Annotated in this window: 6 protein-coding genes; all 6 read right to left on the bottom strand. The window is 73.3% G+C overall.

The window, feature by feature from the left end:
• Positions 1 to 812 (bottom strand): substrate-binding domain-containing protein (locus VK640_08640; GenBank protein ID HTE73252.1); only part of this gene is annotated, 812 nt, incomplete at its 3' end.
• Positions 813 to 912: 100 nt separating this feature from the next.
• Positions 913 to 1,983: an ABC transporter permease gene (locus VK640_08635; protein HTE73251.1), complete on the bottom strand. Its 1,071-nt coding sequence runs from the start codon at positions 1,981 to 1,983 to the stop codon at positions 913 to 915.
• On the bottom strand, positions 1,980 to 3,518 hold the full coding sequence (locus tag VK640_08630) for a sugar ABC transporter ATP-binding protein (protein ID HTE73250.1): 1,539 nt from the start codon (positions 3,516 to 3,518) through the stop codon (positions 1,980 to 1,982). The genes VK640_08635 and VK640_08630 overlap by 4 nt, the downstream gene beginning before the upstream one ends.
• The gene (locus VK640_08625; protein ID HTE73249.1) at positions 3,511 to 4,695 is read right to left on the bottom strand and encodes an ROK family transcriptional regulator; all 1,185 of its coding nucleotides are present in this window, start codon (positions 4,693 to 4,695) and stop codon (positions 3,511 to 3,513) included. The genes VK640_08630 and VK640_08625 overlap by 8 nt, the downstream gene beginning before the upstream one ends.
• A 661-nt stretch (positions 4,696 to 5,356) precedes the next feature.
• A complete protein-coding gene (locus VK640_08620) occupies positions 5,357 to 6,496 on the bottom strand; it encodes a DNA polymerase III subunit delta' (GenBank protein ID HTE73248.1) in 1,140 nt (379 codons plus the stop codon).
• Between the two features lie 55 nt (positions 6,497 to 6,551).
• A complete protein-coding gene (tmk, locus tag VK640_08615) occupies positions 6,552 to 9,116 on the bottom strand; it encodes a dTMP kinase (protein ID HTE73247.1) in 2,565 nt (854 codons plus the stop codon).
• Positions 9,117 to 9,161 lie beyond the last annotated feature (45 nt).

Genomic DNA, 9,161 nt, shown 5'->3' with positions numbered 1-9,161 from the left:
TCACGGTTGGCGTTGTCGAAGGCGGCCTTTACGCCGACGCCCTGGTCGTCGTCGTGGTTCCAGATGACGTCGATCTTGTCAGCGGACTGGAGAAGGTTGGACGCGGCCTTCTCGCCGGACTCCACCGTGAACTCCGCGGCGACCCGGTTGTCGACGTCCTGGTCACACGCCTTGAGCGCGTCCTTGAACCCCTTCGAGCGGTCCTGGGTCAGCGGCAGCGCGTCGATGCCCGCGATCTCCGCGATCACCGGGTCGGCGATGTCGTTCTCTGCGATCAGCTCGCACGCGTACGTTCCCGCGGAGACGCCCATCCCGTAGTTGTCGCCGAGGATGGTGCTCCGCGCCGCGAACGGCGACGAGAACTCGCGGTCCACGTTGATGACCGGGATGCCGGCGTCCATCGCCTTGCGTGCGACGTCGGTCAGCGCCGCGCCGTCGGTCGGCAGCAGCACGATCGCGTCGACCTTGTCGTTGATGAAGGTCTCGATCTGGCTGATCTGCAGGCTGGCGTCGTTGGTCCCCTCGGCCTGCTTGAAGTCGATGTCGTCGTACTTCGCCGCTTCCTCCTCCGCGGCGCTGTTGATGGCGGCCAGCCACCCGTGGTCGGCCTCAGGTCCCGAGAAGCCGATGGTGACGGTGTCACCGGTGTCGTCGTTGGAGCTGCCGGCGTTCTCGGCCGAGTTGCTGCCGCCGTCGTCGCCCGAGTCCTCGGGGTCGTTGCTGGTGCAGCCGACGAGGAGGGCGGCGGCGGCCAGCAGGGCGCCGGCACCCGCCACGCTCCGCCGGAGCGGGCTCGTGGTGCGCAGGGACATGAGTTCTCCTCAGGTGGGTCCCCGGCGGTCGCCAGGGTCGGTGGGTGGGACGGGAGGCGGGAAGTCGGGCGCGGTGGGACGTCATGAACCGGGCTCAGGGTCAGGGCGCGCCCTGCCGTGCGGAGACCCGCTGCTGGAGAAGGACGGCGGCGATGATGATCACGCCCTTCGCCACGGCCTGGGTCGAGGTGTCGAGGTTGTTGAGCGTGAAGACGTTCGTGAGGGTCGTGAAGATCAGGACACCGAGGACGCTGCCGACGATCGTCCCCCGGCCACCCGAGAGCAGCGTGCCGCCGATGACGACGGCTGCGATCGCATCGAGCTCCCAGAGGTTGCCGTGCGTTGAGCTGCCGGTCGTCGTGCGGGCGACGATCATGACGGCCGCGACCCCGCATGCCAGCCCGAGCAGGATGTAGAGCAGCGCCGTGTGCCGACGGACGTCGATGCCGGCCAGCCGCGCCGCCTCGGGGTTGCCGCCGACCGCGAGGGTCCGGCGCCCGAACGTCGTCCGGTTGAGGAGCACCCAGCCCCCGGCCGCAGCCAGCGCGAAGATGATGACCAGGACCGGGACACCGAGGACGTCACCGCCGAACACGTCGACGAACTCGTCGACGGTGACGATCTGGGTCTTCTTCTCGGCGATGATCTCGGCCAGCCCACGAGCGGCGGCCAGCATCGCCAGCGTGGCGATGAAGGGCGCGATCCGGCCGTACGCGATGAGGACGCCGTTGACCAGGCCGCAGCCCGCGCCGACCGCCAGCGCGGTGAGGACCATCAGGCCCCAGTGGGTGTCCTCGGCCATCGTCTGGGTCGCCAGCGTCGTGGACCAGACCGAGGCGAGGGCGGCGATCGCGCCGACCGACAGGTCGATACCCCCACCGGTGATGACGAACGTCATGCCGATGCTGACGACGCCGATGATCGAGGCCAGCCGCAGGATCGTCAGCATGTTGTCGACGCTGGCGAAGCGGTCGCCCGCGGTGGCTATGCCGATCACCACCAGGATGGCGAGGGCGATGACGAGGCCGAGGTTGCGGCCCGCCGGGTTGCTCAGGAAGCGGATCAGCGGCGACTCCGCACTGCGCTCACCAGCGCTGACAGCGGCGCGCTCCACGCGGCCGCGCTCGTCCTGGGGCGGTGCGGCAGCCTGCGCCGGTGTCCGCTCGCTCACTGCTCTGCCATCTCTCTGCTGCCTTCCATGACCAGATCGAGCACGCGGTGCTCGTCGATGTCGGTCGCCCGTCCCTCGTGGACGACGCGGCCCTCGCTGATGACCAGCACCCGGTCGGCCAGGCCGAGCACCTCTTCCACCTCGCTGGAGACCACGACGACGGCGACCCCGTCGGCCGCCAGCCTCCGCACGAGCGCGTAGATCTCGCTGCGTGCACCCACGTCGACGCCGCGCGTGGGCTCGTCGAGCAGGAGGACCCGGCAGCCCCGGAGCAGCCACCGCGCCAGCACGACCTTCTGCTGGTTGCCGCCGGACAGCGTGCGCGCCGCCCGGGTGACGCCGGTGGGGCGGACCTCCAGCGACGTAGCGAGCTCCTCGGCGGCGGCCTGCTCCTGGCGACGCCGGACGAAGCCGAGGCGGGTGAAGCGCGACAGCGACGACAGGCTGACGTTGCGGGCGACCGACTGGTCGAGCAGCAGCCCCTGGCTCTTGCGCTCCTCCGGGGCCAGGCCGACCCCCGCGTTCACCGCGGCCCGCACCGAGCCGTTGCGCAGCGGCCGGCCGTCGACGGTGACCGAGCCCGCGGTCGCCCGGCGGGCGCCGTAGACGGTCTCCAGGATCTCCGACCGCCCGGACCCGACCAGCCCGGCCAGGCCCACGATCTCGCCGGCGGCGACGGAGAACGACACGTCGGCGAACTCGCCGGCCCGGGACAGTCCCTCGACCGCGAGCACCGGGTCCGTCGTGGCGGCGGCCGGACGCTCGGGGAAGACGTACTCGATGGAGCGGCCGGTCATCAGCCGAATCAGGTCGGGTGTCGAGGTCTCGGCCGCGATCAAGCCGGTCGCCACTGTCCGGCCGTCCTTGAGGACGGTCACCCGGTCGGCGATCTGGCGGATCTCCTCGAGGCGGTGCGAGATGTACACCACGGCGACGCCCTGAGCCGACAGGTCCCGGATGACGCGGAACAGGTTGTCCACCTCGCCGGAGTCGAGCACCGCGGACGGCTCGTCCATGATGATCAGCCGGGCGTCGTGCGAGAGGGCGCGGGCCATGCTGACGATCTGCTTGCCGGCCGCCGAGAGGAGGCCGACCTCGCGGCCGGGGGAGAGCTCGGAGTGGCCGAGCCGCTTCAGCAGGTCCCGGGTCCGGGCGTTGGTGGCCGCCGGCCTGGTCATCAGCCGGGAGTCCTCGTGACCCAGGTAGACGTTCTCGGCGACGGTCAGGCCGTCGACGAGGTCGAGCTCCTGGTAGATCGTGGCCACACCGCGTCGCATCGCGGCCTGGGGGTTGGCCAGGCGGACCTCCTCCCCGAGCCACGTGATCGAGCCGCCGTCTGGCTGGTGCGCACCGGCGAGGACCTTGATCAGCGTCGACTTGCCCGCGCCGTTCTGGCCCAGCAGCGCGTGCACCTCTCCCGCGCGGACGTCCAGGTCGACCCCGTCGAGAGCGCGGACGCCGGGGAACTCCTTGACGATGCCGGTCATCGCGAGCAGGGGCTGGTCAGCCGCAGGCTGCGTCGTCGGCTCAGGCATGGCTGAGCACCGAGTCGGAGACCATCCGGGCCGCGCCGACGACACCGGCTTGGTGTCCTAGCTCGGACAGGACGATCGGAAGGTTGCCGGTGGCGAGAGGCAGCGACCGGCGGTAGACGACGCTGCGGATCTCCGCGAGCAGCGGGTGTCCCAGGCCCATCGAGACCTCGCCGCCCAGCACCACCATGCCGGGGTTGAAGAAGCTGACCAGCCCGGCCAGCAGCAGGCCGAGGTTGCGGCCGCCCTCACGGACCAGTTCCAGTGCGGCGGCGTCCCCGGCGGCCATCGCCACCGCGACGTCGGCGGCCGTCAACGTCCCGGCCTCCCGCAGGCGCTCGGCCAGCAGGTCGGAGCGTCCGGATCGGGCGGCCTCGGTGGCGTCCCGGGCCAGCGCCGCGCCACTGAAGTGGGCCTCGAGGCACCCCACGTTGCCGCACGTGCACATCGGCCCGTCGTCGTCGACCCGGATGTGGCCGATGTCGCCCGCGCTGCCGCTGGCCCCCCGGTAGACGGCACCGTCGACCACGATGCCGCAGCCGACGCCGGTGCCGACCTTGACGAAGAGCAGGTCCTGCACCGAGCGCGCCAGTCCGGCGTGCATCTCGCCCAGCGCCATGATGTTCACGTCGTTGTCCAGCAGGACGGTGCAGCCGAGGTGCTGCGCCAGGACCGAGCGGACGGGGTACTGGTTCCAGCCCGGCATGATCGGCGGCGCCACCGGGACGCCGTCGCGGAACGAGACCGGCCCGGGGACCCCCACCCCGGCTCCGTGGACCTCCAAGGCGCTGTCCTCGGCGCGGAGCTTGCCGACCAGCTCGAGGACGACCGCCAGGACCGACTCGGGGCCGGTGCGCACGTCGATGGCCTCGCTGACCTGCTCGAGCACGGTCAGGTGCGCATCGGTCAGCGCCACGTCGACCGAGGTGGCGCCGATGTCGATGCCCAGGTAGCGAAGGCCACCCGCGAGGTCGACGATCGAGGAGCGGCGCCCGCCACGCGAGGCGGCGAGGCCCCGTGGCTCGATCAGACCGATCTCGGTGAGGCGGTCCAGCTCGACCGCGAGCTTGGAGCGGGAGAGCCGCACCGCATCGCCCAGCTCGGCCCGGCTGACCGGGCCGAGGTCGCGCAGCAGCCTCACCAGCATCGACTGGTGGGCGTTCTCGGGGCCGACGAGCACCCGCCGCATGTGTGTGCCTCTTCCGTCTGGTCCGCGGCCCGCACCACGAACGTGGCGGTGACGTTAGAACAGAACCGCCGTGTAAGGAAGAGGTTTCGTGAAAGTCTCGAGAACTTTTTCTTTGAGCGGGACGAAGTGCCAGCTCCCGACCTCAGGCCAGGTCAGCACGGTCGTACAGTCCGCTGCATGTCCGAGCATGACGTGAACTAGGTCACAATGAGGGCTTGACAGGGTCTAAATCGGACGGACATTGTTCCGTCACAGGAAAAAGTCGGCCGGTCCGCGTCCTAAGGGCGGGCGCCCGCGCCCGGCCCCACGGCCGCCCACCCCTGCGTCCCAGCTCGCCCGACCCGCCCGACCCGCCCCCCAGCCGCCGCTCACCCGCCATCGACACGTCTGGCCCAGCGCCTGCGGGGCCGGACACCCCCCACTCGAAGGGACCGCGACATGACAGGACCACCCCCGCAGCTGAGCCGCCGGGGTCCTCAGCGTCTCCGCCGGCGCCGCGATGGCCGTGACGCTGGGCCCGGTCCTGGGCACGGCGCTCGGCAGCCCGGCCGCGCCGCCGACGCGAGGGGGCTGATCCGGACAGCGTCACGGCGGACGCCCCGGCCCCGGTCCCCCAGGGCCGGGGCGTCCGTCCGTGCGGTGGGTGGGATGGTCAGCCGCCGCGCAGGGCCACCGTCATGGCCTCGACCGCGAGCAGCGGTGCGACGTTGAGGTCGACCTGCTCGCGGGCCCGCAGCACAGCGTCGATCCGCCGAAGGGTCGTCTCCGGCGAGCTGGACCGGCCGATCGCGGTCACCGCCTCGCGCATCTCCTCGTTGACCAGCTCGACCTCGGCCCCGGCCTGGACGGCCAGCACGTCGCGGTAGAAGCCGGCCAGGTCGACCAGGGCGCGGTCGATGCCGTCGCGCTTGGCACGGGTCGCCCGGCGCCGCTGCTCCTTCTCGAGCTCGCCCAGCGCGGCACTCGCACCCGCCGGCTGGCGGGCGCCGACACCGATGCCCAGAGCCCGCTTCACGTGCTCGGTCTCGGCCGCGGCCCGCGCGGTCGACGCCTCGTCGGCGTCCTCGGTGGCCGCGGCCACCAGCTCGGCGGCGGCGGTGATCGCGGCGCTCACCCGGTCCAGTGACTGCGGCAGCCGCATCACGTCGTGGCGCCGCAGCCGCGCCTGCTCGTCGGTCGCCAGCCGCCTCGCCCGCCCGATGTGCCCCTGCGCGGCCCGGGCGGCGAAGCCGGCCATCCCAGGGTCGACCCCGTCGCGGCGCACGAGCACGTCGGCCACCGCCGCGCTGGAGGGAGTCCGCAGCGACAGGTGCCGGCACCGGGACCGGATCGTCGGCAGTACGTCGTCGACCGACGGCGCGCAGAGCAGCCAGACCGTGCGCGGCGTCGGCTCCTCGATCGCCTTCAGCAGGACGTTGCTGGTGCGCTCGGCGAGCCGGTCGGCGTCCTCCACGACGAGAACCTGCCATCGGCCGCCGGACGGGTGGGTGGCTGCCCGGCCGACCAGGCTGCGCACGTCCCTGATCAGGAAGCTGACGCCCTCCGTGCGCACCACCTCGACGTCGGCGTGGGTGCCCCCCAGCGCGGTGTGGCACGACGCGCACTCACCGCACCCACCGCGTGGGCACTGCAGCGCCGCGGCGAAGGCCCGCGCCGCCGTCGAGCGCCCCGACCCGGGCGGCCCGGTGAACAGCCAGGCGTGGGTCATGCCGGCCGGCTCGGCCACCGCGCGGACCAGCACCTCGACGGTGCGGTCCTGGCCGACCAGGTCGGCCCAGACGCCCTCGCCCACCCCGGGAGGCGGACCAACGGGGAGGTCGGACGTCGGGGGCGCCGCGGTCACGGTGTCACCGGTCGTCGCCGCGGTCGGTCACCCGCGGCAGCTGGACCGTCCGGTCGTCGTCGTCGGCGCCGAACAGCTCGTCGGTGAGGCTGAGCTCGCGGGTCGGGTCATCGGCGCGCCGGCGCCCGGTGAGCTGGTCGTCGGGGTCGCCGTGCCCGCCGTGGCGGTGGCCGGCCGCGTGCCGGGAGGTGCGGGTCTGCTCGCGCTCGGCCCGGTGCGCCTCGCGACGGTCCCGACGGGCCTCGGCCTCGGCGGCCCGGCGGGCGGCCCGTTCGGCCTCCTCGCGGTCGTGCTCGGCCTGCGCGACGGCACGGCGCTCGGCCTCCTCGCGGGCCCGCACCTCGGCCTCGGCGGCAGCCAGCCGCCGGCGCTCCTCGAGCAGGGTCTCCTCCTCGCGGTGGCGGGCCTCGGCCTCGGCGGCCTCGCGCCGGGCCTGCTCCTGGGCGGCGGCCCGCTGACGGGCCTCCTCCAGGCGCCGCAGCTCCGCCTCCACCCGGGACCGCTCCTCGGCAGCCCGCCGAGCCGCCTCGCGCTCCTCGCGCTGGGCGGCGCTCAGCGGCAGCACCGGCTCCAGCCGGGCCCGGATCGCGGCGGCCACCTCGTCGGGGTGCCCGGTCGCGTCCACCACGAGGTAGCGCGGCCCGCCGCGGCGCGCCAGGTCGAGGAAGCGCTCGCGCACCCGCTCGTGGAAGGCCAGCGGCTCGGCCTCGAGCCGGTCCGGCGCGGTCACCCGGAGCAGCCCGTCAGCGGCCGGCAGGTCGAGCAGCACGGTCAGGTCGGGGACCAGCCCCTCCGTGGCCCAGCGGGACAGCCGGGCCACCTCGGCGGGCGCCAGGTCGCGCCCGGCGCCCTGGTAGGCGACCGAGGAGTCGACGTAGCGGTCGGTCACCACCACGTGGCCGAGCGCCAGCGCCGGCGCGATGACGGTCGCGACGTGCTCGGCCCGGTCGGCTGCGAAGAGCAGCGCTTCGGCCCGCGGCGACAGCGCAGGAGCCGGCCGACCGTCGTCGCCGGTGGGGTCGAGCAGCACCGACCGCAGCCGGCGGCCCACCTCGGTCGCGCCCGGCTCGTGGGTGACCACGACGTCGTGGCCCAGCGAGGTGAGCCAGGCCTCCAGGGCTCGTGCCTGGGTGGACTTGCCGGCACCCTCGCCACCCTCGAGCGCGATCAGGAAGCCGTAATCCCGCCGGGCCTCGGTGCGCGGGCCCACCGGCTCACTGTGGAAGGCCGCTGCGACGTCGGCCGCGACCGGCACCCCACGGCGGTCGTCGAGGTGGCGGAACGACACGATGCCGAGCGCGGCCGCGAGCAGGCCGGCCAGCAGGAAGGTGATGGCGGCACCGTTGTAGGTCAGCACCATCGCGTCGCTGACCCGGATCTCGTGCTGGCCGAAGGCGGCGGCGAGAAGCGGGGCGACCGCCAGCACCAGGACCAGCACGACCCGGACCGTGGTCTGCACGAACGCGAACGTTCGGCCGCGCAGCTCGTCGGCGACCTCGAGGCCGAGCAGCGTGTAGCCGGTCACCCAGGCGACGCCGGCGAAGGCGCCGATCACCAGTGTCACCAGGACGGCGATGACCATGTTGGGGATCAGCGCGAGCAGAGAGAGCGCCAGGCCGGCCGCGAAGATGCTCAGCCCGAACAGGCGCCGCCGGCTGAAGTCGGGCAGCAACCGCGGGCCGACCAGCATGCCGAGCGCCAGGCCCATGAACACCGTCCCGAAGAGCAGGCCGTAGCCCGGGTCGCCGGCACCCAGGTCGGTGACGAAGGTGCGGGCCAGGCCGATCACGGCGCCGCCGGCCGCGAAGGCACCGAGCATGCCGAGCACCAGCCCGCGGACCAGCGGGGTGCGCCCCACGTAGGTCCAGCCCTCGACCATGGTCCGCCAGACACCGGGAGGGTGGGCGCCGACTCCCCGGTCGCGGGCCGGGATGTCGGTGAGCCGGACGATGGTCGCCGCGCTGACCAGGAAGGTGGCCGCATTGACGTAGAGCGCGAGCTCGACCTGGTCGATGGCCGGCACCGGGTTGTCGAGGATGCCGGAGAGCAGCGCCAGACCGGCGAAGACCGCGGCGGCGACCGGCGCCGAGCCGTAGGTGGTGAACAGGCTGAGCTGGTTGGCCGTCTCCAGGCGCTCGCGGGGCACCAGGTTGGGGATCGTGGCCTCCTTGGCCGGGATCCACACCAGGCTGGCGACCTCGATGAGCAGCGTCGCGACGAGCAGCCACCACAGGGTGCCGACCAGCGGTATCGACAGGAACAGGGCGAACCGCGCGACGTCGCAGACCACCATCGTCCAGCGCCGGTCGAGACGGTCGGCGACGACCCCGCCGAGCGGCCCGATCAGGATCGCCGGGGCGAGCCGGAGGATGAAGACGCCCGCGATGGCCAGGTTGGCAGCGGCGTAGCCGTCATCGGCCAGCCGCGGCGCCAGAGCGGTCAGCGCGAGCAGGCCGAGCCAGTCACCGAGGCTGGACAGCGAGAGCGCGGTCCACAGCCGGCGGAAGGCGGGGATCCGCAGCACGCCGCGCAGGTCGTGGTCCGGGATGACCTGCGTGGCGGTGCTCACCGGGCCAGCGTAGACGGCACCGCCCACGGACCGGCGCAGCGTCCC

This window comes from Actinomycetes bacterium (assembly GCA_035489715.1).
Classification (GTDB): Bacteria; Actinomycetota; Actinomycetes; order JACCUZ01; family JACCUZ01; genus DATHAP01.
The sequence above is the reverse complement of the archived record's forward strand: the minus strand, read 5'-3'. Positions and strand labels throughout refer to the sequence as shown.

Excerpts from the sequence above, each read along its gene's own strand:
- VK640_08630 (HTE73250.1), bottom strand. The coding sequence starts at position 3,518 with ATGCCTGAGCCGACGACGCAGCCTGCGGCTGACCAGCCCCTGCTCGCG.